The organism is Bradyrhizobium barranii subsp. barranii (assembly GCF_017565645.3).
In the GTDB taxonomy this organism is placed as follows: Bacteria; Pseudomonadota; Alphaproteobacteria; order Rhizobiales; family Xanthobacteraceae; genus Bradyrhizobium; species Bradyrhizobium barranii.
Genome location: NZ_CP086136.1, coordinates 8,871,589 through 8,893,951 on the forward strand (window position 1 = coordinate 8,871,589; position 22,363 = coordinate 8,893,951).

The window sequence follows — 22,363 nt, forward strand, 5'->3', positions numbered from 1 at the left end:
GATCAGCCAAGCTGCTACCAAATATTCCGAGCGATCTTGTGGGGAAATAGCCAAACCGCTTGGGCTAAACCATGAACTCGACTGCCATCGGGACGGCGCCGCAGCCACGGACGATGACACGAAAGGAGGATGCAATCTGCTAAACTGCTCGAGCCGCCGTCGCCAAAACTCCTCCCCACGCGCCCGCAGTTCATCCGCGGCAGATATGCTCTGCACCTGATCATCGCTCAAGATCGGAAGGCGTCTTCCTTGATTCACGCAAATCGCTCACATCGGTTCGGATCTGTTTTCGGGCTTTGGCTGGCCTGCATTGATGTGACGAAACCCTTCGCCAAAGCGGATCACTCAATCTTCCGCCAACGTTCCGCACCACCAAATATGGTGGCGGCGGTATCGCAGCTGCTACTCAAGCGCGTCAGCGTTTCTGGTAAGCGTTCTCATCGAACGACTTCTCCTCTATGGCGCCCTTTAGACGATTACGCATGTATCGTGCCAAAGGTGAAATCGAGTGCAATCAATGCGATAGCCACAGCGGTGCTGTGTCAGCTGTCCAACAGCGTCGCCAGACATCGTACAACTGAGCGCGCTATCAATCGCACAAGACCCCGCCCGCCGGGTATTCCGGACAAGAAAAAAAGGGACCTGGAATGCCAAAGTAAATTTGTCAGCTCAACCTAACCGCATCGCGTGGGCATTTCGTAAAAAGTCCGCGCGTGCGGTACGAGCCAGTGCTGGATCGCTCGAGTAAATGTTTCTCGCAATTAGCGGCAGTTCATATTGGATTGGCGTTTCTTCGCATCGCTCAATATGTGGAGCCTGCCGGGTCGTCCAGCTTGTGGCGCTCGGTTCCGGTGAGGGGCGGGTTGAAGATGCTAACGAGGATCATGTCCTTGTCCGGTCCCCCGCGCAGGAGATGCTTGTCATGCTTGTCAAGCACATACATGTCGCCCCGGCGAATAGGAAAGACATTGCCGTCCATGTCCTCGACCTCGCCCTCTCCACCGATGCAGAAGCAGGCTTCGAGATGATTCCGGTATTGCAGAAGAGAAACGGTGTTAGCGCGCACGATGGTGTGGCAGATGCTAAAACCCATGCCGTCCTTATCCGTCAGAAGGCGGTGGCTCGTACCATTGCCCCAATCGACGAAGTGATCGGTTGCTTCAATGTCGTGCAGACTACGCACAATCATGGTGTTGCCCGATTCTGATTGATCCAAAAGCTGGAGGCCGTTGTTCTGCTCCGGAACGGCGCCTTCCCTGTCGCGCGGCCGACTGCGGTCTCCGTCGAAACAACCGACCGTCGGCCGCGGAGAACCTGGGCAGTAGTCCTACGGGATCGGCTACACGCAAAAGGCCTGCCATTTGCCCGACGGCGACTAGTAAAAATATCGGTACGAGGGTATTTCGCAGCCGATCGGCGCGTACCAACTTGATGTACCACGTCTCGGGCGGTACCGCCGCTTGCCTGTGTATTCACCAGAATGCTGCTGGAGATACTGCCGCCGACATAAACTGTCTCCACTCGCAGATTTGGCAAGTCGTTTCCTTCCTTGCTGTGCCTCTCGCCGCGAATACGGTTCCGCAGCGTTTCAGCCAGCAGAGCAAATCTCATGCCGTGGTCGCAGACCGATGAACGATGAAGTTGTGGCTGTCTCAGCTGGCTAGTGAGAACGATTTGGCTAGGCGTGTAGCCAATCTAACAAACTGCCGAGATATGGCCGAGTACAAACAAGTCCTGAGCGAGAACCGGTCGAACAGTGGTGCTTTTTAATCCGCTGGTGAAGAGGTCCCGGATTGAAGTCAGTGATGCTGCTCGAAAGTGTTTGGCGATCGGACTCGACAAAGCCCGCCGCGATCAGAACCCGCAAATTAGGTACAGCCCGCGGTACAGAGCGGTTTTTGAGGATGCGCAGCTGGGAGGGTCAGCCGTGGGGTCCCACCGCGCCTCGGATCAGGCCGCCCGGAACGCGCGCGTCGTTCGCGGCTCCGCGACTAGTTTGCCGGCATGTCCGCCCCTTCCGGCGGCTAAACGCGAGCGGGAAGGTCTCGGCTGAAAGGAACTCCAGCGCGGTCTGCTCTTCGGTGAGGCGTTTTTCGATGAACTGACGTTCGACATCCGACAGGTTCGACTTCAGCAGGCGACGATAGCGGTGGATGTTTTTGCGGTGAGCACGAATGCGGGCCAAATATTCATCGAGCATCCTGGACGCTCCTGAGGTCGTCGCAATCTCTACGAAGAGATATTCAGGCGAGCATGTCGTCGATCAACGCGCCACCCGCCATCGCATCTCGGAAGCCGTTCGGCGGGCAGATAAGGACAATGGCAGTTCGTGACAACACTCCTTCCGCTAGCGTAGCATTTCCATCGCCACGACCCGCAGCGTTCTTGGCTCACCATACGCCGTCTTTCTGCTCGGCTAGTCGCTCAAACAGAGCTGGGCGCTTGGAAGGCGCAAGGAATAGTCGGTCACGCTCCCGGCGCCGGACGCTTGTCGCTAACAAGCTCGCCCGTCAGTATTCTCTTCCGAGGAGCTGAACATCGTTTGCCGATGTGCTATACGCATCTTCGTTGAGAACAGCTTTGTTTGAGAGTTTCGATGTCTCTTTCGATTGGACTGATTGTCGACGGCTATGTGAAACTAAACAACCGCAGCGCGCTGGAAAACCTTCTGGCGCATCGGCGGGAGTTGCTGCAGCAGTTGAACTGCGTTACCGGCATTGATCCGAAGCCAGCGATCGCTCAGGTCAGTCAAGACATCACAGTGATCGAAAGGGCACTTGCGGCGCTCACACAGGAGTAAACAGCAACGGCGCACCGGCTCGCGTGAGTTGACGGCGCTCCGGCGCCGAACACTGACTTCGCCCCCGTTTCCGGACGAAGGTTATTGGAGCGTCGCCTCACCGGCATCGTGGCGCGCAAGGGTGCGTGCGCCAAGGCTTGGATGCGGTGTCTGCTGTGCGAGCTGCTCTCTCGTTTCAAGGATCGGCCGGGCACCGAGCAGCGCGCCAACCGATTCACATCAGATAACGCCGCGTCTTGGGTGACGTTAGGCCACCATCGATTTGCGACCACGATACACTCTGCGAGCTGGATCTTCAGCACTGTGACTTGGAAATTCACCTCAATGACAAGCCATGTCCTAGATCTATCGCCACATCGTTGGTGCTCTGGAAAGAGCTTCCTGACCGATCTGTTTAAGCAGATCGGGGCGCGTCTCACCTCTGGTGGCGGCCTCCAGGATTCTGGAGGCAACGTAGGCGCGGACGCCGGCGTCATACGGTGGGACGCTCACGCAAACCTCATCCAGGATCGTGCGCAGAAGCGTGATCGTGCCAACGTCCAGCATTGAGAGATCTCCCTCATACCATCGGGGAAGATAATGGGCATTTGCTGGACCGCAACTCAAGTACATCGGATCGCATGAGCCTCCGCGACTGCCGGTCGGCCGATTTCCAGCGCGGTGCAATGTCCAGCACCTCTGCGATCGCTGATCCATTGCGGCAGCTCGCTTGATCGGCCTGCGTTTGTCTTCTCGTCGGCCGTCTGGGCCTAGCAGACAAGCTTGCTAGAGCTCAGAGGCCAATGTGAGCTCCCTGCGATCATGCTCTGCGATGATGTACAGCATGCTCGGCCATCTATTGCGCGCCGGACTGACTGGGCGGCTGCCGCAGGCCAATGCTCGCACGGTGCTAGGGTCTGTACCTAAATAGCGCCACGTGATTCTCTTGCCTACGTGTTGATTCGGGGGCGAGAGAATGCGCGCTGGTTTGTTTTGGCTGAACGACAGGCAATGGGCGCGTATCGAACCGCATCTGCCGAGGGGACTGACGGGGCCGGATCGGGACGACGACCGACGCATCGTCAGCGGCATCATTCACATGCTGCAATCGGGTGCACGATGGCGTGATTGTCCACGTGAATACGGCCCTTACACGACGATCTACAATCGCTTCAATCGCTGGGCCAAGCGAGGACGATGGTGCGCAATCTTCGAAGCGCTGGCCAAGCCTGGCGAAGACGGCGTCGTACTGTCGCTCGACTCGACCTCGATTAAAGCTCACCGGTGTGCCTCCGGCGGAAAAGGGGGGAGCACAATCAAGCAATCGGCCGCTCGCGCGGAGGCCGCACGACAAAAATCCATGCGCTGAGCGATCCGCTCTGCCGGCCGGTCGTCCTGCATCTGACTCCAGGCCAGGATGCCGATATCGCTGCGGCTCCCGATGTCCTGGCGCTCGCGCCACCCATGAGCGTGCTCCTCGCCGACAAAGGGTATGATGGCGACAAGCTTCGCGGCGAAATCATTCGTCGTGGCGCCAAGCCCGTAATCCCCAATAAATCTAACCGTGTCGTCATCCATCGCTTCAACAAACGCGCCTACAAAGGACGAAATGTCATCGAACGCTGCTTTTGCAGGCTCAAGGACTTCCGGCGCATCGCCACGCGATATGACAAGCTCGCCCGTAATTTTTTGGCCGCTGTTCATCTCGCCGCTCTCGTCGCATATTGGCTCAATTGAGTCTGGACCCTAGCTCGTTGCCGAGCCTCATCAGGTTCAATTGCGGCCAGAGGATTTGCCGTTTATCGCGCCTGCTGCGCTTCGGCATACCTGCCCCGATGGAGTTGGTAGAAATAGCTTGCCACTGCTCCGATGTCGTTTCACAAGACGGCACCTATCGGCTCCAAACCCGAGCGCCTGGCATCCTACACTGTAGAGGGACATCGCGACCAATTCTTGCGGTGAAGCATATCTTTGCGTCAAAAACCAGCGCCCGCCCGACGTCTGGCGACGAAATCGGGCCAGGATCCGGCGCCCGCGCTTCACTGCCCCCTTGACTCGCCCCTGGCCGCTCTTAGGGAGCTTCGGCTTTTTGCAGCTTGACGAGGTCGTCTGCGCCATCGTGAAGTAATTTCATGGTCATGGGCGCGTGGTTGTTGATCCATAATCGCACGTATTGGCAGCACACGATTTTGAGCGAATCTCCTTTGGCGATGCCCGCTTGCAGGCCGATGATCTCGGCAGCGTGGAGCGGCCCCGCCTCGCTCCACCCCGTCAGCGGCAGAGCCAATCTCCAACCGACATCATGAGCTCGAGCGTGGGGGAGTTGTTCAGCACGCAAAGGGCAGTTCCGGATCGTCTTCGAGAGTTCTTCCAGGATGTTGAGGATTTCAGGGCCAGCCCATCCGGTTCGACTGCTCCTGAGCGCAATCACTTGCGGATCTCGCTACGATGGCGACCAGGACAGGACTACATTGTCGATCAACCGCGTGGAGCCGACGTACGCTGCGACACAGAGCACCGCCGGATAGCGCAGAGGGCTGTCAGCAATCCTTAGAGTCCCAGGGTCGACAAGCTCAAGGTACTGTAGTCGATCGACCCTTTCCAAATGCCTTCTTGCAAGCGCAATCAGCGTTGCGGCGTCGCGTTCCCCTGAGGCAAACTCATGCGCTGCGGCGAACAAACCACGGCTGATCGCCAAGCTCCGATCACGTTCTTCCGGGCAGAGATAACGGTTGCGACTGCTCATTGCCAGCCCATCTGGCTCCCGCACGGTTGGCACAGTGACAATCTCGATCGGAAGCTTCAGATCAACCGTCATGCGGCGTATTACCGCGCATTGCTGAAAATCCTTCTGTCCAAAGTACGCGACGTCCGGCTGCACCATGTTGAATAGCTTGCAGACGACGGTCGCTACACCACGAAAATGTCCAGGCCTGAAAGCTCCGCAGAGCGGCTTTGCGAGTTCGCCCGGCTCGACAAAGCTCTCAAATTGAGCCGGATAGATCTCCTCTGCACTTGGCGCGAAGATGATGGAGACCCCGGCACTGCCGCATAACGCTTCATCGCGCGCGAAGTCGCGGGGGTACCTGCTGAGATCCTCATTTGGGCCGAACTGAGTGGGGTTGACGAAGATGCTAACGACAGTGACGTCGCAGTGTTCCCGGCTGGCCGAGATCAAGGCCAGGTGGCCGTCGTGCAAGTATCCCATCGTCGGAACGAATCCGATGCGCTTTTCGGCATTGCGAACGTCTGCAAGGGCGCGACGCAGCTCAGCCACCTTCGTAATTACTTTCATTTCTTACCTTGAGGTTGAACTGGAGGGCACCCAGTTGGCGACGGCATGCCGAAGCTGATCAGGAAGCCGATAGCACTCCTCTGAGCCCGGGAACGCCCCTTTGCGGATATCGGCAGCCCAGCGCGACAGCGCCTCCTGGAACAACTGGAATCCATTTGTATAGGCACGAACGAATTTGGGGCGATGGCCTTCGGTTAGCCCCAAGACATCATGAAACACGAGCACTTGGCCCGAGCAATCGGGTCCTGCTCCGATCCCGATGGTGGGTATCGTGAGAGATTCGGTCGCTCGCGCCGCGAGCTCGGCAGGAATGCCCTCCAGGACAAGCGCGAAGCAACCGGCTTCCTGCAGACGGTGCGCGTCATCGAGCAACCGCAAGGCGGTATCTGTTGTCCTTCCCTGCACTTTGAATCCACCCATGACGTTGACGCTCTGCGGGGTCAGACCGAGATGTCCCATCACAGGAATGTCGCAATCGACCAAGGCGCGTACCATCTCGATGCGTTTGGCACCACCCTCGAGTTTCACAGCATCGGCGCCACGCTGTAAAAAACCTCCTGCATTGCGAATCGTATCCTCAGAACCGACATGAAAGCTGAGAAAGGGCATGTCGGCCACAAGCAAGGCATGAGGCCTCGTGCGCGCAACAGCCTCCAGGTGATGATTCATCATGGCCACGCTGACGGGCAGCGTGTTGTCGAATCCCAGGCAGACGTTTCCAACGCTATCGCCGACCAGGATGATATCGACAATGGGATCCGCGATGCGCGCCGCAACCGCATCGTAGGCGGTGGTCATCACGACACGCCGTCCTTTATCCTTCCACTGCTGCAGTGCCGGAATCGTGACACGCTCTAGAGGCTGCTCTGAACTGTGGCTCATATTGAATCCGCTCCGCACACACCGTCGGCGCTTCCTAGAGAACGCGGGAGAAACCTGTCAATGGCATGGAGGATGGAGATCCCAGTTGTCTAGAACTGGGGAACAGCGCAAAAACAGTCCAATGGTCGCGCAACCATGAGACAAGACCTTCCTCATCCATTTCACCACCCGATGGCTCGTCTTCACGTGCAGTTTCAGCGGCTATGCCAGCCGCGCCCTCAATCGAGGAGCGGCGCTCGCGACGAGTCACCATCTGCACGCGTTTCTGGGCTGATTGCAGTCTCTCCAAACGGTGACGGCGACCGGACCGAGCGCAGATGCGCGCAGTGGGGACTTCGTCTTTAGGGCACATCTCCGTGTCTGCCCGCTAGGGGGACTCGTGAGACTCCTGCTTCGGCGCCTGCGCACCGAGCAAAGCAAACGGATGGCAGGCCAGGAACGTCCAAAGGTGACAGGCCGCCGTAAGCGCAGCGAGAGTCGCGGTCGAGTAGATGTCGTCGCGAACGCGCTCAGACCGCGCCAGCCTGCTGGCCCTGTAGGCCGTGAAGTCGATTATTTTTGCCGATGTTTCTGTCACTTGATTTCCACGTGCTCTAGAGGGCCACTCGAATTCTCTGACCAGGGCCGTACCGGCACAACTCAGTCCATTCCTAAGCCGCTCGAAGCCAACGAAGCCATTTCTGATCGGCCTCCCGCCGCGCCTTGAAGCGGTTGACGCATCTCTTCGAGCAAAGAGCCGTTCGCCAGCAGTAATGGCGGATCAGCCCAAACTTTCCGCCGCATATCGCGCAGCAAGTGGCTGAATGGTCGAGGAAATTACGGAAGCCAATGTGCATTCTCGCCTCCTGTCAGACATTTACCTGGGAAGCCCCGCTGCCCTCTGACCACAGCACCACGCGCGCACCGAAGGTGCGGCCCGCCCGGCGGTCCGTCTTCCTGGTTGTTGCAGCCATCAAGAGCCTTGACTCTGATGTGCGGCTGCCTCGCGAAGCAGTACTTTCCGCAGATAGCCTCGCCGAGAATTTGGTCAAGATAATTGATTTCTCTATCGTGATTTACGCAATTCGCTCGACATTTCGGTCAAATGCTGCGCCTTGCATGACTAGCCCGCAGAATTACTGCGGCAGTTGGATCGGGAGCGCTTAAGTTGGGGGCTGCATCCTCGTTGCACTATCAAAAGCAGCAATACGGGCACTTTCCCTTCCAAGATCCTGTCACTGCAGACGATCGCACAGTCTCGTGCATCTCACATCAGCAAGTCAGCAGCGTCGCGGATGGCAGTATAGATTTCATCAAGATCGGCCGCCGTAACGCAGTAAGGAGCTATGGCGGAATCTGGGTGATGACGGTGTGAGGAAGGCGGCGTATCGAGGCGGGTGACGAGCCTGCCAGAACCTCTCGAGGAGAGCGATACGCCATGACCGAGACTACCAATGTTCTTGCTTTCCGTCAGCCGTCCGCGGTTGATGATCCACTGACCGATATCGTTCGTGCCGGCGCGCGGGACCTGCTTGCCAGGGCGATCGAGATCGAGGTTGGCGCGTTTCTGGCCAGCACGGCCAATCTGACGCTGCCCGACGGTCGAGCGCGCCTGGTCCGACATGGGCACGGTCCGGTGCGCGAGATTGCGACCGGCATCGGTCCGGTGGAGGTCGCTCGTCCCAAGGTCCGCGACCGCGGAGCGAGCGGGCCAGGCGACCGCCTCCGCTTCAGTTCGGCAATCCTGCCGCTATGGGCGCGGCGGACGAAGAGCCTGGATGCCTTGATCCCGGTCCTCTATTTGCGCGGCATCTCGACCGGCGACTTCCAGGAGGCGCTCTCGGCGCTGCTCGGCAAGGATGCGCCGAACCTGTCGCCTTCGGTGATCGCCGGCCTGAAGGCCGATTGGCAGGTCGAGTACGAACGCTGGCAGAGACGCGATCTGTCGGCGCGTCGCTATGTCTACATCTGGGCCGATGGCGTGTACCTGCAGGCCCGCATGGAAGATCACAGCGAATGCATGCTGGTGCTGATTGGCACCACGCCGGAAGGCAAGAAGGAGCTGATCGGCTTCCAGGTCGGCGTGCGCGAGAGCGCGCAGAGCTGGCGCGAACTCCTGATCGACCTGCGGCAACGCGGGTTACGGATTGCCCCGCAACTCGCCATCGGCGACGGCGCCCTCGGCTTCTGGAAGGCACTGGACGAGGCCTTTCCCGGCACGCGGCACCAACGATGCTGGTGCCATAAAGTGAGCAACGTACTCGACAAGGTCGCCAAATCCGTGCAGGGCCCCATGAAGAACGACCTGCGGAACATCTATCTGGCCCCACACCGGGCCGAAGCTGAAACCGCGATCGACGTCTTCGTCGAGAAATACCACGTCAAATACGGACGTGCGGTGGAGTGCCTGATCAAGGATCGCCATGCGCTGCTCGCCTTCTTCGACTTCCCTGCTGAGCACTGGATCCACCTACGCAGCTCGAACCCGATCGAGAGCGTCTTCGCCACGGTGCGCCACCGAACGGTGCGGACCAAGGGATCGCTGTCGCAACAAACTGCGAAGCTGATGGTGTTCAAGCTCATCGACGCCGCATCGAAGACCTGGCGGCGATTGAAGAGCACGAACCAGTTGCCGAAAGTCATCGCCGGTGTAAAGTTCATCGACGGAATCGAAGTCATTCCGAACACTGAAAGCCACGCCGCCTGATCAGGCCGCGTCACCCAAAATCAGCCATAGCTCCGCAGTAAGGCGGCATCACGTAGATCGTGTTACCGAGTGGGCGTAACAGCAGATCCCGCGCTTGGAAGAAAGCCAAAAGCCTCGGACCGATGTCCGCCAGATAGCCGGCATCGCGCGTGTTGAGTTCAACCGCTGTGACTGTTCCTGTGCGCCGCACGTTTGCGAACCGTGAATCGAGGCGGAACGGCGCGAGTGCCTGTTCTTGCATCCTCGCCAAGGATGCCAGCCGCCAGCGATACTCCTGATCCTGCCATAGGTCCAGATTAGCCTTGGCGGCGGCACAGGCCACTGGATTGGCCGTATATGAGCTCGAATGAAAAAACGTACGCGTGCGATCTTCAGAATAATGCGCATCGAAAATATCGGCACGACACAGTGTGACGGCGAGCGGCAGCGCCCCAGCCGTGAGGCCTTTCGAATAGCAAGCAATATCGGGCGTGACATCGGCCTGCTCACACGCAAACAAGGTACCCGTCCGGCCCCAGCCTGTCATGACCTCGTCCGCAATGAACAGGACGTCAAAGGCTTCGCAAATCCGCTTCATCTCTCTTAGCACCGAGGGCGAATACATCAGCATTCCACCGGCACCCAATATCAGGGGCTCCACGATAAAGGCTGCGGGATGTTCGTTTCGACACGCGTTTTCAAGCGCATCGAGAGCTCTTTGCTCACAATCTCTTGCCGGGAACGGAATCGAGGTCACCTCGAACATCAGCGCCCCGTAGGCCGCATTGAAGATGCCTCGGCTACCTACCGACATCGCCCCGATCGTGTCGCCATGGTACGAGTGCTGCATCACCACAATTTTGGTTCGCTCTCTTCCGGTATTGCGCCAGTAGCCGAGCGCCATTTTCAGCGCGACTTCGACGCTGGTGGACCCGCTATCGGAGAAGAACACATGTTCGAGCGCTGGGGAGGTGACCTTCAATAGTTCCGTCGCAACCTGCTCAGCCGGGTCGTGAGTGTATCCGGCGAAGATGACCTGGTTGAGCTTGCCTGCCTGTTCTCGGATCGCGTTCACGATGCATGGATGGCAATGGCCGTGGGTCACGACCCACCAGGAGGAGATTGCATCGATAAGGCGTCGGCCATCTTCGGTGTAGAGATAGGCCCCTTCTCCCCGGACCACCTTCGTCATGTCCCGCTGTAGAGCATGCTGCGTGAACGGATGCCAGATCGGCGACCTCTTAGCTGTCTTCATAGGTTCAGGAAATCGCTGCTAACAAAGGAGTCTTTGAAAGCGGCCTGCAGCCTATCGTTTGTGAGGGGAACAAGCCACGGGAGCCGTCCCAACCAACGCACTCTCCCGATCTCGCAAACCGCGCTTTCAGTTTCGGCGTTTCTTTCGCCAATGAACGCAATCCCAAGGATTCGAATCTGACGCTTCCGCAGAGCCTCTATGGAGAGCAGGGAGTGATTGATTGTGCCCAGTCCCGTCCTTGCGCAAAGCACGACGGGAAGCTGCCAGCGCTCGAAGATGTCGATGTAAAGCGTGCGCGCTGTCAGCGGCACCATGAGTCCGCCGGCGCCTTCGATCACGAGTCGCCGCTCGCCGCTGTCCGGCAGTCCAAGCGTCTCTGTATCTATGCGAACGCCGTCGATCTCCGCTGAGTGATGGGGCGACGCGGGCGTCCGAAGTCGATAGAGCTCCGGGACAATCCGATCGGACGAGAGGCCACCGAGGCGGCGGATGCACTCGGAGTCGATCTCTTGTTCGAGTCCAGCCTGGACCGGCTTCCAGTAATTCGCGCCGAGAAGCCCGGCGAGCCCTGCGGAGAATACCGTTTTGCCGACCCCGGTGTCCGTACCAGTCACGACGATCCGTTTATTCATCGAAACGAGCCCCTCGTCACCTCAACCAGCGCATCGAGCATCGCGCGCACGTCCGCTTCGCCAACATTGAGTGTCAACGAAATTCGCAAGCGGGCGGTGCCTGCAGGGACGGTTGGCGGCCGAATTCCGCGGATATCGAAGCCGCGCGCCTGCAGAGCAGAGGCAAGTCGCATTGCATGAGCATTGTCACCTACGATGTAGGGCACGATCTGAGAGGTCGATGGTGTGCGCAAACCAAGCGAGGTGATCTGCCGATGCGCGAACGCAACGAGTTTGGCCAGCCGTTGCTGCGGCTCCGGCTCTTTCTGCAGGGTGAGGAGTGCCTCTCGACGGCAACGGCCATCAATGGTGATGGGGCGGTGGCAAAAATAAACGGACGGCAGCGGTTGACCATGAAATCGCGCAAGATGCCGGAGGCCGTAACAAGTGCACCCGCCGCACCGAGCGCTTTGCCGCAGGTATGAACGACGATGAGATTTTCGCGCTTGTCATAAGGGGCCGTGAGCCCTCGTCCTTGATGCCCGTAAGCGCCTGTGGCATGTGCCTCGTCCACGATCAGAAACGCGTCTTGGCGATCGGCGATTGCCACTAGCTCTTCGAGTGGAGCGAAGTCGCCATCCATACTGTAGAGACTTTCGGCCACAATCCACACGCGGCCCGCTCCACCTTTGTTTCGCCAGGCGCGAATTGCGTCTTCGACTGACTGGGGATCATTGTGCGCGTGAATTCGACACTCTGCGCGACCGGCCCGCGCCCCCTCGTGAATACTGGCGTGCACGAGCGAATCGAGAACGAGCAGATCGCCGCGCTGCGGGAGCGTTGTCAGGAGGGCAAAATTTGCGATGTAGCCGCCTCCAAAGAAAAGCGCTGCCTCCGCGCCAAAGAACTGAGCCGCTTCTGTTTCGAGCCGTTCATGCTCCTCGCAATTGCCGCGCAGAAGCCGCGACCCGCCGGCTCCAACCGGAGTGCCCGCCTCGAGCGCGGCGACCATCGCCTTTTTGATGCGCGAGGCGTTCCCGAGCGCCAGATAGTCGTTCGATGCGAAATCGATCCCCACGCGCGGCTTGAGGCAGCGCAGCCGTTTATCTTCGTTCAAGGCATTCAACGCTGCGACGTAGGGACTAAGTCTAGCTGTCTGGATCGACCGCATTCATCACTCCGAGGATCGCATCAAATCACGCAAAAGATGCGTTGGCCGTTTAAGAAGGAAGGATGGCCCGTTAGGTTCAACTTGCCAGGATGCGATTATCTCGGTCCACACGCACAACGCGTGGCTTGAACTTCTTTGCTTCGGCCTCATCGAATGAGGCATATGCAACGATAATGATCTTGTCTCCGGGCATCACCAGTCGGGCAGCCGCACCGTTCAGGCTTATCGTACCAGACATCGGCGGCGCCTCGATCACGTAGGTGGCAAAGCGCGTCCCTGTTTCTACATTGTAGATTTCGACGCGCTCGTTGATCACCATTCCTGCTGCCTCCAGGAGCGTACGATCTATCGAGATCGAGCCTTCATAGTGCAGATCAGCTTCGGTCACTGAGGCGCGATGGATTTTGCCCTTCATCAAAGTTATCTGCATTTCTCACCTAGGCTGGTGTAGGGGCAACATATTGGGCGCGCTGCTTCCGTCAGGCGAGCCCGGACGTGATGCCGAGCCGGGCCAGCAGATCCGCGTCGCGATCAACTTTCGGGTTATTGGTGGTCAAGAGCACGTCGCCGACGAAGATTGAATTTGCGCGGCCAAGAAGCAAAGCGCCTGCAATTCATCGGTCATGTATTGCCGCCCGGCGGACAAGCGAACCACACTCCTCGGCATCATGACCCGCGCGGTCGCCAGCAGCCGGACCAGCGCGATCGGATCGGGAGGCTCCGCGATGTCTTCCACCGGTACGCCCTCAATCTTGTTCCACAGGTTGATCGGCACGCTTTCGGGATAGTTGGGAAGATTGGCGAGCAACACGAGCATACCTAGGCGGTCCTCGACGCGCTCGCCCATGCCGATAATCCCGCCGCAACAGATCTTGATGCCGGCATCGCGCACATGCGCCAGCGTATCGATGCGGTCCTGGAGGCTGCGGGTGGTGATGATCTTGCTGTAAAACTCGGGCGATGTGTCGACGTTGTGATTGTAGAAGTCAAGGCCGGCCTCGGCGAGGCGCGCGGCATGCTTCGGTGTCAGCGTGCCGAGCGTGACACACGTTTCCATGCCGAGACCTTTGACCGCGTTGACCATGTCGCAGACGGAATCAAGATCGCGATCTTTTGGCGTGCGCCAGGCCGCGGCCATGCAGAAGCGCGTAGCGCCGGCATCCTTCGCGCGCTGTGCGGTCGCAACCACATCGGCGCAACGCATCAGACGGGTCGCTTTCAGGCCGGTCGCGTAATGCGCGCTTTGCGAGCAGTAGCCGCAGTCCTCCGGACAGCCGCCGGTCTTGATGCTGAGCAGGCTCGCAGTTTCGACGTGGTTTGGATCGAAGTTCTTGCGATGAGCGCGCTGCGCCTGAAGCATCAGGTCGGCAAAAGGAAGGTCGTAGAGCGCCTTAGCCTCTTCGACGTTCCAATGATTACGAACCTGCGCCCCGTTGCTAGCTTTCTTTCGTTGGACTTGCACAGCAGCATCCATAACCCAATCTCGCTCAATTGTAGATAATCGCGTGAATTATCTATAGTCATCGCCCTCGAAGAGATGCTAATCGAGCTGCCTCGCAAATGCACCGATTATTGCGGTAGATAATCTATGATCACTGCTGACAACATGACGATGGTCGCGCGCATCGCGGGCTCAATCGCTGAGCGCATTATCAGCGGCGCCTTAGCGCCAGGCGCACCACTCCGTCAGGATCACGTTGCACGAGAATTCAATTCCAGCCACGTCCCCGTGCGCGAGGCCTTTCGGCACCTGCAGGCACAACATCTTGTTGTCGCTGTGCCGCGTCGCGGTGTTCGGGTTGCCCCGCTCGATACCCATTCAGTGAAGGAGATCGCCGAAATGCGCGCCGCGCTCGAGGTGGTGGCATTGCGCCATTCGGGGCCAAGACTGACAACAGCTCATTTGGCTCAAATCGAGCTCGCCCTAATCGAAGGAGACAATGCAAAGACGATCGAGGAGTTTGAGATGGCCAACCGCGCCTTTCACCAAGCCTTGGTCGCGCCGTGCGGAATGCCGCGTCTGCTCGCGAGCCTCGATGGATTGCAGCTTGCCAATTCTCGATTGGTGTTCGCGATGGCGCGATCGGTGGGCTGGCGACCGCGCTCCAATCAAGATCACCGCCTGATTCTGCAAGCCCTGCGAACGCGCAACGTCGATCACGCCTGTAACCTGCTCACGCGGCACATTCAAACCATTGAGCGACTTGCCCTTCCGGCGTCCTGAGCAAATCTGGCAAGCTCCATTGCAGATCGCCGACGGTTGCAAGCGACGATCATGCGGCAAGCGACTAGCCTCATTGCAACCGAATCTATTCCCAGATAGTTATGGCACCCGCTAGCGACATCTCCACGGACGGCCATGATTCGTCACATCGTTTTCTTCAGCGCCAAGGACGAGGCGCATATCCACCAGATCATCGAAGGTCTTTCGCTTCTCAGCACGATACCGCATGCGCGCCGGCTTGAGGTTGCCCGTAACCGCAAGACCGATCAGCTCGGCAACGATATCGACATCGTGGTCTATGGTGAGTTCGACAGCGAGACAGAGCTCGCAGCGTACAAAGCGCACGATCTCTACCAGGAATCGATTAAACGGGTCCGACCGCTCCGCGAGCTGCGGTTCGCGGCCGACTACGATGTATCAACAGATACCCCTTTCGCCTCCACGGCAGGATGATCCTGGTGCTGTCGCAGCAAAAAGTCCGCCGCCGGCGTAACTTGGCAATGGGCCTCATGTTTCGGCCCAGCACAGATAAGAGTCATTCTCATCGGTGGGGCAACAGATGGAACGGCACTTTCACGACGTCAGCCGCCTGTGACCGATAACCCGATGTACGTTCGCGAGTTGCAGTGGGTTGAACCTGTCACAGCGATGCGACGTCTTGGGCATCGATCGCATCTCACGTTTCTCGATAGCGCAGCAAGGCACGAGCTGCTTGGGCGCTACTCATATCTAACGTGCGACCCCTTCAGCACCTACAGGGTCGCGAACGGCCAAGCCAGTTGGAACGGACTGACTCTCGAGGCCGATCCATGGAAGGTCCTTCGCACGCTACTCGCGAAGTACCCGCAAGAGCATCGTCCCGATCTCCCGCCATTCCAGGGAGGAGCGGCAGGCTACCTTGCCTACGACATGAACAGGACATTGGAGCGATTGTCTGCCCCGCCAATTGCCGGTCTGGGTTTGCCCCAATCCATCCTGCATTTCTATGACGTGGTCATCAGCTTCGACCACCGGGATAACAAATGCTGGATCGTCTCGACCGGATGGCCGGAGCAGGATCGCGTGCGACGGAGCGAACGAGCGCTTCGTCGAGCCGACGAGTTTGCAGCATTGCTTGCCGGTCCAAAGGCGCCACAGAAGGGTTGTCCCAGCAAAGCGGGCGCGTGGCGCTCGAACTTCAGCCGCGACGGCTACATTGCGGCGGTACAACGCGTGATCGACTTGATTCTCGCGGGTGACGTGTTCGAGACGAATATTGCGCAGCGTTTCAGCACCCGCCTGTCGACCTCGTTTGATCCGCTCGCCTTCTATTGCCAGCTACGATCATTGAATCCGGCGCCTTTTGCGGCCCTGCTGCGATGGGGAAAGCTGACCATCGCATCAAGTTCGCCGGAACGATTCCTGAAACTTGAGGGGCGACAAGTCGAGACACGCCCCATCAAGGGCACGATAGCGCGTTCGCCTGATCCCAATGAAGACCACCGCCGTGCGGCTGCTCTCCTCGCTTCCGAAAAGGATCAGGCCGAGAACACGATGATTGTCGACCTTTTGCGTAACGATCTGTCACGCGTTTGCACTGCGCATTCGGTCGGGGTTCCGGCCCTATGCAATCTCGAGTCCTATGCCTCGGTGCACCATCTCGTGTCGATCGTTACGGGGAAACTTGCCGGAGACGAAGACGCCGTTAGCCTGCTCCGCGCTTGCTTTCCCGGCGGCTCCATTACGGGAGCGCCAAAGCCGCGGTCGATGGAAATTATTACAGAAATCGAGCGCATAGCGCGAGAGGTCTATTGTGGGGCGATCGGCTTCATCGGCTTCAACGGGCACATGGACACCAGTATTGCGATCCGCACTGTCACGATCGACGGCGACCTGGCTGTGTTTCATGCGGGCAGCGGTATAACGGCCCTGTCGAAGCCCGAGGCCGAATACGAGGAAACGCTCACCAAGGCAGAGCGAATCTTTGATGCATTTGGTTCTGAACCAGCTGGTGCATTTTGATTGTCATCGTCGATAATTACGATTCCTTCGTGTTCAATATTGCCCGCTATTTCCACAAGCTCAGTGAAGCAACGGAAGTGATCCGAAACGACGCTATCAGCATCAGCGAGCTCGTTGGTCTCAACCCGCGCGCGGTGGTCATATCGCCCGGCCCCTGCACCCCAACTGAGGCAGGAATATCGACAGCAGTGGTTCGCGAACTTTCAGGACGCGTACCAATTCTCGGCATCTGCCTTGGACATCAGTGTATTGCAAGCGTTTTCGGAGGACGGGTGGCGCGTGCGCGTCGGCCCATGCACGGTCGGCGCTCATACGTTGCGCATGACGGCCGAGGGTTATTCAAGGGACTGCCAACCCCGCTTGACGTCGGACGCTACCATTCTCTTATCGTCGCGCTTGATCAGTCATGTGCGCAGAACCTCGTAGTGACAGCGCGTTCGGAGGAAGGCGAGATCATGGCCCTCACGCACGGCTATTATCCCACCTATGGGGTCCAGTTCCATCCCGAGTCGATACTTACCTCACAGGGGCACGTCCTGCTTAAGAACTTCTTGCGACTCGCAGAGGATTTCCGAAACCGCGCGGAGCAATGAGAGGCTCGGCCTGCCAATCAAGATGGTGGACCGTCGGTTTTCGACGTGGTTGGAAGGCGAAGCCTCATATGGCAGGCATTTTGTGGTAATCCGCGCTGTTCCGTGCTTGGCTCTGCAGTCAGCGGCCCGCCTCCGACGGAAACCAGCCCCTGCGGTTTCGAGGGCCGGACGTCTCTCTTGGCCGGCTTGGATGTGGTGCGCGCGGGGGGCAAAGAAGCAGCAGGAGCAGGAGAAGCAACAGGCGCCGGATTCTGCAGCCCCTCGATTCTTTGGGTCAGGGTTGCGATCTGATCCGAGATCCGCCTTAGCTCGGCTTGCTGCGCATCGACGTTGCGATTGAGCTCGGCAATTTCATCGGCTGTCTTCTGCTGCCCTGATTGGATCCATAAAAGGACGTCCCTATGCTCAGGTGACAAGCAAAGCGCGCGAGGCACGACTTCGTGCGCCGGCGGCGCCTCGCAAACGTTTCGATATTCGTCAAAAATAGGCTCCTCCGGCGCCCGGTTCGCCGCGCTTGTTAGAATCTCTTGTATTTTCTCGGCAACATTTGTTCTTTCTGGAAAGGGAATCAAGTCCTTCACTCATTCACTAAACACATTACTTTGGTCCGCTATTTGACTACGCGTTCTTGTCATTTCGCGATAAACCTTCCTTCTCTTTTTGTATCTTTCAACAATATTGCTCTGCTCCGCCGTCTTTAGCCCTCACTGAAGTACGCGCGGTAGTGCTCGATGCGCGGCGAATTCGCATGGTCCTGAGCGCAGAAGGGACAGATCTCAGTCTCTTCGCCCTCGATGCGATGCATACCATCGCCCACCCAGCGTTCGTCTGCCTCGCCGATCGCAGCGAAATGTCGTTGCACTTGTGCAACGGCGAGAGCTTCCAGGTCCGGAAGATTTCGGCCCAAGAGAGTGTTGATTTCGACGACATCGAAATGTCGGCAGGCCCATCTCGTGAAAGTCGTGGTGACGTCGCAAAGCATCAGACGATTGCGCGGCAGAGAGCGCGCGCTGCCTCCGCAACCGCATCGGCAATATTTGGTGATTTCCTTGAGGGCACAGAAGTCGTCGACGCTCAGCCTGCCTCGCGCTGGTGCCGGAATGGCGCCCTCGCGAGCGCGGAGCTCACGATTAATGTTCCTCATGTCCCAAGCTGGCCTACATCCAGTCCTTCCGACGCACTACAAATCACAAAATTTACTTGCTGACCCAACCAGTCGCCTTGACCGGCAAAATGTAACAACGACTGGTGTTGCGCTGCTCTCCGTTCAGGAGCCGTGATGGCGGCCATCGGCTCGACACTCTTGCGATCGCAAGGCATCATCAGACCGGCGGAGTAATCGCGAAGCGGTTTGGCTCGGCCTCCGTCCCCGATCACGCTCGTAAAACCCTCAACATACGCCGAAAACCTCGACGCGACGTCCCCCATTTTACCCGACCCATCTCAGCCTCTCCGCACGCCGAAGAGATGAGTCTTCTCAAAAATAGGAATCTTCTCGGTAAAAGCCGCGACACTCTGATTAAGTAAGACTACGCAGTAGTGAGCAGGCAGTGGAAGCCGCGCAATGTCGAGGGGCGGCGCTCGGCCGAATGCCTCAGGCGCGCCGTGAACTTTGTCATCGACCGGGTCTTTGCCATTGGCAACTAGGCCCAAGAGCAGCTTGGCCTCCTTGCGAGCAAGCTCTGGTGTCCAAGGGCACCGTGAGGACCGATGGTGACGAAGCGGTGGCAACCGAACGCTGGGTACTTGAGAACGTATGTCGCTTTGTCGCGTTGACGTTTACGGCGGGAAACGGCACGCCTTGATCATCCGTATGGAGCGATACCGGATACGGTTGATGACGAAGTCTAAAGCCATGTCTAAAGCCTGGACGTATACGCGTCGTACGATGCTGTTGGGCAGTAGCTTCTTGGGTAGCGCGTTTTTCGGGGGCGTTACGCTGCCTACACCCAATCGGCCGCAGCGCAAGGTTGCCATGGTGTTGAAGGCGGTCGACTCTCCCTTCGTCGTTGGGTGCACACAAGTTACCTCCTTGCGTTATCGTAACGATGCGTATGACACGGATTATGTTCTGCCTGGAGCCGTGCTGGGGACGGCTCACGCTAGAGTTCGGCGTGCCGGATCCGAGTGGCATACGCTTCGAACCGGCGTTGATGCAACGAAGCCGATGCATAGCGCGGCCCTTGAACTAGCAGCCCGCGATGCCGGCGTCCTTCTCACGACCCGCCTCGCAGTCGACGAGGCTGGATTGACGTGGGAGATCATGCTGCGGAACGACGGCATGGCGAGCGTGGAGGTTGGCGACCTCTATTTTCCCATGCCGATGAACACCGAATTTCCGGCAGGGCAACCGGCATCGGTGGCTGTTTTGAAGCACAGCTTCGTCTCGGGGCATGGATCGCACATCTTCTGGATTCGCGGCAACAGCACCGGCCCCTTCCTCATGCTCTTACCGGAAGCGGACACGTCACTGGAATATTGGGATGTCCACAAGGATTCGGCCGAAGCCAGTGGGACGTGGTGCGCCTACATCTTGGGCGGAGCGGCCGCCGGCGAGGCAGTGGCGGCGGGGACTCGCTGGCGACAGCCGACGCATTCCCTGTCCCTGTCGCCGGCCGAGCAACGGCGTTACCGTCTCCGCTTCCAATGGGTTGCCAATTACGAGGCGGCGCGCAGGGCTATCGCGGACGCCGGTCTGGTGGACGTGGAAGTGATGCCGGGCATGACGGTTCCCAATGACCTGCATGTCGACATCGCGCTCGCGTCCTCCATTCCGGTGGAGCGAATCGAAGCGGAATTTACCGGCGACACGGTGGTGCAACGGTTGCCGGATCGGGCTGGCAGGCGCCTGTGGCGGGTTCGCTTTTCGCGATTGGGCGAGAACCGGCTGACCCTGCACCAGCCGGGTGCGCGCCAGACATTTCTTGAATTCTTCGCTACCGAGCCCGTCGAGACGATGATGAAGAAGCGCGCAACCTTCATCGTGAAGCGGCAGCATCGTGACCCGTCCAAATGGTACGACGGTTTGTTTGGCGAGTGGAATATGGAGACGCAGGTCCTGCTTGGCCCGGACAATTACGACCGGATCAAGGGTTGGCGCATCTACGAGGTGACGTGTGATGATCCCGGGCTGAGCAAGCCCGCTTACCTCGCGACCAAGAATGCCGAGCATCCTGATGTGGCGGAAGTGGCGGCGCTGGATCGGTATATAGACACGTTCGTCTGGGGCGGGCTGCAACGTACCACACAGGAGGCATACGCCTACGGCCTCTACGGCATACCCGATTGGAAGCAGAACAGGGAAAGCAGCGATCCCGGCCCGAAGGGTCGCCTGCATATCTGGCGGCCTTATGACTATCCGCACATCTTCGCGATGTATTTGGCCATGCACCGCATCGCGCGTGACCATCCCGCGATACCCACCCGCCAGAGCGCACGAGATTATTTGGTACGCGCCTACGGTACGGCGCTGGCCATGTTCACGGTGCCGATGCGCGTGGTGATGTGGTCTGCCTACCGCACCGGCTTCTACAACGAATGTGTGATCCCCGAACTGGTTTCGGCGCTCACGACGGCGGGCTTGACGCGCGAGGCGGCGACGTTGGAGGCGCACTGGGCGCGTAAGGTGCGCGCCTTCGTCGATCCGAAGGCGGACCTGTTCAAGTCTGAATATCCGTTCGATTCCACAGCCTTCGAATCAACGCAGGCACTGGCGCGCTCGGCCCTTGACGACCCTGTCGCCATGGGGGTTTCGAAGGCGGCGGCGCGTGCCTTCTCGGAGCGTCAGATCGCTGCAAATCTGTTCTGCCGTGGCTGGCTGGAACCTGCTTATTACTATCTGGGCAGCGATTATCGCCACACTGCGGGCGACGCCTATACGCTGACTTACATGGCGCAGATGGGTGGCTGGGCGCTGCTTGATCATGCGCTGAACGATGCAGACGACCCGCATCCGCTCCTTCGTCTCGGCTATGCCTCACAACTCAGCGCGTGGGCTTTGCTGAACAGCGGCCCTGCGTCGGCGGGTCATGGCTATTGGTATCCGGGCGAGGAGAATGACGGCGCGGCCGGTGGCGGCTTCGAGCCGGCGCCGAGCGGCACCACATGGCTCGGTCAGCCGCATCACCGTGGAACGTGGTATTACTCGTGCGAGATCGACCTGGGATTTTGTGGGGCGGTCCGCGCTGCTGCGACGATCGTTGCCGACGATCCCATCTTTGGGCAGGTTTGTCACGGTGGCATCATGGAGACGTTCGCTCACACCCTGCGTATCTGGCCACGTGATGGCGTGCGGCGACGGCTCAACGTGCGGCTCCAGTCTCTTCGATTGGACTTGGTGCTGCTCGACGCGCGATTCCGGGCGGATCGACCGATCATTCTGAATTTGGGGGCGGGGTGGATCAGCCTTACGCCTGAGCCCTTTGCCCCATCTGGATCGGGAGTGTCGTTCGAATTGCGGTACGATGACGGGAGAAAGCGCAAGGAAGTCATCGACATCACGGACAGCCAGCTCGTCGTCCGCTTGCCTGCGGCGCGCTTACCGCGGGTTCAGGTTCGCTAGACTCTAGTGTTGCCGATTATGGGGTGCGATCGGCACTTATGGCCTGCTGTTCCACGCGGCTTCCGAGCCGATGACGATCATCCCGGCAAATCCCGAGCATCTCGGCGCACGTATCCGCATCACCGCCGTGCTGCATACCTCGGGTTCAGCGCCCGTGGACGCTTTTCTCGCCGGAGGAGGCGCCGGATCTCCACGACCTGACCGGCGCTGCGTTAGCCCAACTATACGCGCTCTACGAGACGACGGCCGCGCAAGGCGATCTCCGCGTCAGCAAACAGGTCCGCGCGGTTCACCAGGAATCACAGAACTTAAACTGTAAGCGGAGC

General features: G+C 58.9%; 20 protein-coding genes and 4 pseudogenes. 11 read left to right on the forward strand and 13 right to left on the reverse strand.

Features of this window, described 5'->3' with window-relative positions:
• Positions 1 to 129 precede the first annotated feature (129 nt).
• Positions 130 to 678: a hypothetical protein gene (locus tag J4G43_RS43310; RefSeq protein WP_208088585.1), complete on the forward strand. Its 549-nt coding sequence runs from the start codon at positions 130 to 132 to the stop codon at positions 676 to 678.
• A gap of 124 nt (positions 679 to 802) precedes the next feature.
• Here J4G43_RS43310 and J4G43_RS43315 read toward each other — a convergent pair whose 3' ends face one another.
• A complete protein-coding gene (locus tag J4G43_RS43315; RefSeq protein WP_028154427.1) occupies positions 803 to 1,189 on the reverse strand; it encodes an ectoine synthase in 387 nt (128 codons plus the stop codon).
• Positions 1,190 to 1,921: 732 nt separating this feature from the next.
• Positions 1,922 to 2,200, reverse strand: a complete 279-nt coding sequence (locus J4G43_RS43320; RefSeq protein WP_208088586.1) for a hypothetical protein — start codon at positions 2,198 to 2,200, stop codon at positions 1,922 to 1,924.
• A 396-nt stretch (positions 2,201 to 2,596) separates the two neighbouring features.
• On the opposite strand from J4G43_RS43320, the gene J4G43_RS43325 reads away from it, so the two are divergent.
• On the forward strand, positions 2,597 to 2,800 hold the full coding sequence (locus J4G43_RS43325; RefSeq protein WP_014497760.1) for a hypothetical protein: 204 nt from the start codon (positions 2,597 to 2,599) through the stop codon (positions 2,798 to 2,800).
• Between the two features lie 345 nt (positions 2,801 to 3,145).
• Here J4G43_RS43325 and J4G43_RS43330 read toward each other — a convergent pair whose 3' ends face one another.
• On the reverse strand, positions 3,146 to 3,346 hold the full coding sequence (locus J4G43_RS43330) for a hypothetical protein (protein WP_014497761.1): 201 nt from the start codon (positions 3,344 to 3,346) through the stop codon (positions 3,146 to 3,148).
• A gap of 409 nt (positions 3,347 to 3,755) precedes the next feature.
• Between J4G43_RS43330 and J4G43_RS43335 the strand changes: the two genes are divergently transcribed.
• A protein-coding gene (locus J4G43_RS43335; protein ID WP_110115998.1) for an IS5 family transposase occupies positions 3,756 to 4,516 on the forward strand; the annotation gives its coding sequence in 2 pieces (ribosomal slippage) (positions 3,756 to 4,095 and positions 4,095 to 4,516; 762 coding nt in all).
• 334 nt (positions 4,517 to 4,850) lie between these two features.
• Here J4G43_RS43335 and J4G43_RS43340 read toward each other — a convergent pair.
• The 3 genes from J4G43_RS43340 to panB are packed head-to-tail and all read right to left on the reverse strand — an operon-like array spanning position 4,851 to position 6,956.
• On the reverse strand, positions 4,851 to 5,210 hold the full coding sequence (locus J4G43_RS43340) for a hypothetical protein (protein ID WP_208088587.1): 360 nt from the start codon (positions 5,208 to 5,210) through the stop codon (positions 4,851 to 4,853).
• A 12-nt stretch (positions 5,211 to 5,222) separates the two neighbouring features.
• The gene (panC, locus tag J4G43_RS43345; RefSeq protein WP_208088588.1) at positions 5,223 to 6,074 is read right to left on the reverse strand and encodes a pantoate--beta-alanine ligase; all 852 of its coding nucleotides are present in this window, start codon (positions 6,072 to 6,074) and stop codon (positions 5,223 to 5,225) included.
• A 3-nt stretch (positions 6,075 to 6,077) separates the two neighbouring features.
• Positions 6,078 to 6,956, reverse strand: a complete 879-nt coding sequence (panB, locus tag J4G43_RS43350) for a 3-methyl-2-oxobutanoate hydroxymethyltransferase (protein ID WP_026312929.1) — start codon at positions 6,954 to 6,956, stop codon at positions 6,078 to 6,080.
• A 1,417-nt stretch (positions 6,957 to 8,373) separates the two neighbouring features.
• Between panB and J4G43_RS43355 the strand changes: the two genes are divergently transcribed.
• On the forward strand, positions 8,374 to 9,642 hold the full coding sequence (locus J4G43_RS43355) for an IS256 family transposase (protein ID WP_038952271.1): 1,269 nt from the start codon (positions 8,374 to 8,376) through the stop codon (positions 9,640 to 9,642).
• Between the two features lie 10 nt (positions 9,643 to 9,652).
• Here J4G43_RS43355 and J4G43_RS43360 read toward each other — a convergent pair whose 3' ends face one another.
• The 5 genes and pseudogenes from J4G43_RS43360 to bioB all read right to left on the reverse strand — a co-directional run bounded on the left by J4G43_RS43360 (position 9,653) and on the right by bioB (position 14,132).
• A complete protein-coding gene (locus J4G43_RS43360) occupies positions 9,653 to 10,876 on the reverse strand; it encodes an adenosylmethionine--8-amino-7-oxononanoate transaminase (RefSeq protein WP_208088589.1) in 1,224 nt (407 codons plus the stop codon).
• Positions 10,873 to 11,508, reverse strand: coding sequence for a dethiobiotin synthase (gene bioD / locus J4G43_RS43365; protein ID WP_011084893.1), 636 nt, complete (start codon positions 11,506 to 11,508; stop codon positions 10,873 to 10,875). Before bioD ends, J4G43_RS43360 begins: the two co-directional genes overlap by 4 nt.
• Positions 11,505 to 12,658: pseudogene (locus tag J4G43_RS43370) on the reverse strand (8-amino-7-oxononanoate synthase). The gene bioD and the pseudogene J4G43_RS43370 overlap by 4 nt, the downstream one beginning before the upstream one ends.
• Before the next feature lie 76 nt (positions 12,659 to 12,734).
• A complete protein-coding gene (gene panD, locus J4G43_RS43375; protein WP_028153343.1) occupies positions 12,735 to 13,088 on the reverse strand; it encodes an aspartate 1-decarboxylase in 354 nt (117 codons plus the stop codon).
• 49 nt (positions 13,089 to 13,137) lie between these two features.
• Positions 13,138 to 14,132: pseudogene (bioB, locus tag J4G43_RS43380) on the reverse strand (biotin synthase BioB).
• Between the two features lie 114 nt (positions 14,133 to 14,246).
• Between bioB and J4G43_RS43385 the strand changes: the two are divergent.
• From J4G43_RS43385 to J4G43_RS43400, 4 genes are all read left to right on the forward strand, one after another.
• Positions 14,247 to 14,882, forward strand: coding sequence for a GntR family transcriptional regulator (locus J4G43_RS43385; protein WP_208088590.1), 636 nt, complete (start codon positions 14,247 to 14,249; stop codon positions 14,880 to 14,882).
• A 135-nt stretch (positions 14,883 to 15,017) separates the two neighbouring features.
• Positions 15,018 to 15,335 carry a Dabb family protein gene (locus tag J4G43_RS43390; protein ID WP_011084888.1) on the forward strand — a complete coding sequence of 106 codons (318 nt, stop codon included), beginning with the start codon at positions 15,018 to 15,020 and terminating at the stop codon, positions 15,333 to 15,335.
• A 153-nt stretch (positions 15,336 to 15,488) separates the two neighbouring features.
• Entirely contained in the window at positions 15,489 to 16,883 is a 1,395-nt protein-coding gene (gene pabB, locus J4G43_RS43395; RefSeq protein ID WP_208088591.1) for an aminodeoxychorismate synthase component I, read from the forward strand.
• Positions 16,880 to 17,476, forward strand: a complete 597-nt coding sequence (locus J4G43_RS43400; protein WP_208088592.1) for an anthranilate synthase component II — start codon at positions 16,880 to 16,882, stop codon at positions 17,474 to 17,476. Before pabB ends, J4G43_RS43400 begins: the two co-directional genes overlap by 4 nt.
• A gap of 17 nt (positions 17,477 to 17,493) precedes the next feature.
• On the opposite strand, the gene J4G43_RS43405 is transcribed toward J4G43_RS43400, so the two are convergent.
• A complete protein-coding gene (locus tag J4G43_RS43405) occupies positions 17,494 to 18,057 on the reverse strand; it encodes a hypothetical protein (RefSeq protein ID WP_208088593.1) in 564 nt (187 codons plus the stop codon).
• Between the two features lie 47 nt (positions 18,058 to 18,104).
• Here J4G43_RS43405 and J4G43_RS43410 point away from each other — a divergent pair, with 47 nt between their 5' ends.
• Entirely contained in the window at positions 18,105 to 18,683 is a 579-nt protein-coding gene (locus J4G43_RS43410; RefSeq protein WP_208089632.1) for a hypothetical protein, read from the forward strand.
• On the opposite strand, the pseudogene J4G43_RS55770 reads toward J4G43_RS43410, so the two are convergent.
• Positions 18,674 to 18,904, reverse strand: a pseudogene (locus tag J4G43_RS55770) (transposase); the annotation flags it as partial. The gene J4G43_RS43410 and the pseudogene J4G43_RS55770 sit on opposite strands and share 10 nt — an antisense overlap.
• A gap of 460 nt (positions 18,905 to 19,364) precedes the next feature.
• Here J4G43_RS55770 and J4G43_RS43420 point away from each other — a divergent pair.
• Together J4G43_RS43420 and J4G43_RS56520 are read left to right on the forward strand one after the other, a co-directional pair.
• A complete protein-coding gene (locus J4G43_RS43420; RefSeq protein WP_225005829.1) occupies positions 19,365 to 22,037 on the forward strand; it encodes a DUF5695 domain-containing protein in 2,673 nt (890 codons plus the stop codon).
• A gap of 37 nt (positions 22,038 to 22,074) precedes the next feature.
• Positions 22,075 to 22,218 (forward strand): annotated as a pseudogene (locus J4G43_RS56520) (IS91 family transposase); the annotation flags it as partial.
• Positions 22,219 to 22,363: the final 145 nt, after the last annotated feature.

Coding starts and splice junctions, on each gene's coding strand:
- J4G43_RS43310 (WP_208088585.1), top strand. CDS start 130: ATGCAATCTGCTAAACTGCTCGAGCCGCCGTCGCCAAAACTCCTCCCC.
- J4G43_RS43315 (WP_028154427.1), bottom strand. CDS start 1,189: ATGATTGTGCGTAGTCTGCACGACATTGAAGCAACCGATCACTTCGTC.
- J4G43_RS43320 (WP_208088586.1), bottom strand. CDS start 2,200: ATGCTCGATGAATATTTGGCCCGCATTCGTGCTCACCGCAAAAACATC.
- J4G43_RS43325 (WP_014497760.1), top strand. CDS start 2,597: ATGTCTCTTTCGATTGGACTGATTGTCGACGGCTATGTGAAACTAAAC.
- J4G43_RS43330 (WP_014497761.1), bottom strand. CDS start 3,346: ATGCTGGACGTTGGCACGATCACGCTTCTGCGCACGATCCTGGATGAG.
- panC (WP_208088588.1), bottom strand. CDS start 6,074: ATGAAAGTAATTACGAAGGTGGCTGAGCTGCGTCGCGCCCTTGCAGAC.
- panB (WP_026312929.1), bottom strand. CDS start 6,956: ATGAGCCACAGTTCAGAGCAGCCTCTAGAGCGTGTCACGATTCCGGCA.
- J4G43_RS43355 (WP_038952271.1), top strand. CDS start 8,374: ATGACCGAGACTACCAATGTTCTTGCTTTCCGTCAGCCGTCCGCGGTT.
- J4G43_RS43360 (WP_208088589.1), bottom strand. CDS start 10,876: ATGAAGACAGCTAAGAGGTCGCCGATCTGGCATCCGTTCACGCAGCAT.
- bioD (WP_011084893.1), bottom strand. CDS start 11,508: ATGAATAAACGGATCGTCGTGACTGGTACGGACACCGGGGTCGGCAAA.
- panD (WP_028153343.1), bottom strand. CDS start 13,088: ATGCAGATAACTTTGATGAAGGGCAAAATCCATCGCGCCTCAGTGACC.
- J4G43_RS43385 (WP_208088590.1), top strand. CDS start 14,247: ATGATCACTGCTGACAACATGACGATGGTCGCGCGCATCGCGGGCTCA.
- J4G43_RS43390 (WP_011084888.1), top strand. CDS start 15,018: ATGATTCGTCACATCGTTTTCTTCAGCGCCAAGGACGAGGCGCATATC.
- pabB (WP_208088591.1), top strand. CDS start 15,489: ATGTACGTTCGCGAGTTGCAGTGGGTTGAACCTGTCACAGCGATGCGA.
- J4G43_RS43420 (WP_225005829.1), top strand. CDS start 19,365: ATGCTGTTGGGCAGTAGCTTCTTGGGTAGCGCGTTTTTCGGGGGCGTT.